The 1,943-nt window shown below is 57.2% G+C and carries 2 rRNA genes (1 of these 2 running past the window's edge); both read left to right on the top strand.

Features of this window, described 5'->3' with window-relative positions:
* Positions 1 to 1,722 (top strand): 23S ribosomal RNA (locus tag ACOJCM_RS12925) (it extends 1,253 nt beyond the left edge of the window).
* Between the two features lie 103 nt (positions 1,723 to 1,825).
* Positions 1,826 to 1,941: ribosomal RNA gene (gene rrf, locus ACOJCM_RS12920) — 5S ribosomal RNA — on the top strand.
* The last annotated feature ends 2 nt before the right edge of the window (positions 1,942 to 1,943 follow it).

Genomic DNA, 1,943 nt, shown 5'->3' with positions numbered 1-1,943 from the left:
GCGGTAGAGGAGCGTCGTGTAAGCCGATGAAGGTGGATCGAGAGGTCTGCTGGAGGTATCACGAGTGCGAATGCTGACATGAGTAACGACAAGGGGAGTGAAAAACTCCCCCGCCGGAAGACCAAGGGTTTCTGTTCGACGCTAATCGGAGCAGAGTGAGTCGGCCCCTAAGGCGAGGCCGAAAGGCGTAGTCGATGGGAAACGGGTCAATATTCCCGTACCTCACTGTATTGCGATGGGGGGACGAAGAAGGCTAGGTGGGCCAGGCGTTGGTTGTCCTGGTGAAAGCCCGTAGGCTGGGGGTTCAGGCAAATCCGGATCCCCAAGGCCGAGAGGCGAGACGAACACCCCACGGGGTGGAAGTCATCGATGCCACGCTTCCAGGAAAAGCCTCTAAGCTTCAGATACAGTGGGACCGTACCCCAAACCGACACAGGTGGTCAGGTAGAGAATACCCAGGCGCTTGAGAGAACTCGGGTGAAGGAACTAGGCAAAATGGTGCCGTAACTTCGGGAGAAGGCACGCCGCGTTAGTGTGTAGGCCCTCGCGGCCGAAGCACGAGGCGGTCGAAGATACCAGGTGGCTGCAACTGTTTATTAAAAACACAGCACTCTGCAAACGCGTAAGCGGACGTATAGGGTGTGACGCCTGCCCGGTGCCGGAAGGTTAAGTGATGGTGTTAGCCCTCGGGCGAAGCTCCTGATCGAAGCCCCGGTAAACGGCGGCCGTAACTATAACGGTCCTAAGGTAGCGAAATTCCTTGTCGGGTAAGTTCCGACCTGCACGAATGGCGTAATGATGGCCACGCTGTCTCCACCCGAGACTCAGTGAAATTGAAATCGCAGTGAAGATGCTGTGTACCCGCGGCTAGACGGAAAGACCCCGTGAACCTTTACTATAGCTTCACACTGGACGCTGATGTTGCTTGTGTAGGATAGCTGGGAGGCTAGGAACCCCGGACGCCAGTTCGGGGGGAGCCAACCTTGAAATACCAGCCTGGCATCATTGGCGTTCTAACTCAGGTCCGTGATCCGGATCGAGGACAGTGTGTGGTGGGTAGTTTGACTGGGGCGGTCTCCTCCCAAAGCGTAACGGAGGAGCACGAAGGTACCCTCAGCACGGTCGGAAATCGTGCGATGAGTGCAAGAGCATAAGGGTGCTTGACTGCGAGACAGACACGTCGAGCAGGTACGAAAGTAGGTTCTAGTGATCCGGTGGTTCTGTATGGAAGGGCCATCGCTCAACGGATAAAAGGTACTCCGGGGATAACAGGCTGATACCGCCCAAGAGTTCACATCGACGGCGGTGTTTGGCACCTCGATGTCGGCTCATCACATCCTGGGGCTGAAGTCGGTCCCAAGGGTATGGCTGTTCGCCATTTAAAGTGGTACGCGAGCTGGGTTTAGAACGTCGTGAGACAGTTCGGTCCCTATCTGCCGTGGGCGTTGGATGTTTGAGAAGAGCTGCTCCTAGTACGAGAGGACCGGAGTGGACGCACCTCTGGTGTTCCGGTTGTCACGCCAGTGGCATTGCCGGGTAGCTACGTGCGGACGGGATAACCGCTGAAGGCATCTAAGCGGGAAGCCCCCTTCAAGATGAGACATCCCCGAGGCCTTGAGCCTCCTGAAGGGCCCAGCGAGACCAGCTGGTTGATAGGCCGGGTGTGGAAGCGCTGCAAGGCGTTGAGCTAACCGGTACTAATGGCCCGTGAGGCTTGACCATATAACCCCAAGGGGTCTGCGCATTGCGCACACGATTGACGGATACGCCGCCTGTCGAGAGCCAGGCAGAGACGATCGCGTCAGCATGATTCCAACCGTTTTCGCCTGACGACCATAGCGAGTGGGAACCACCTGATCCCATGCCGAACTCAGCAGTGAAACCGCTCAGCGCCGATGGTAGTGTGGGGCTTCCCCATGCGAGAGTAGGTCATCGTCAGGCAT

It is taken from the genome of Billgrantia hypersalina (assembly GCF_052584175.1).
The sequence above is the reverse complement of the archived record's forward strand: the minus strand, read 5'-3'. Positions and strand labels throughout refer to the sequence as shown.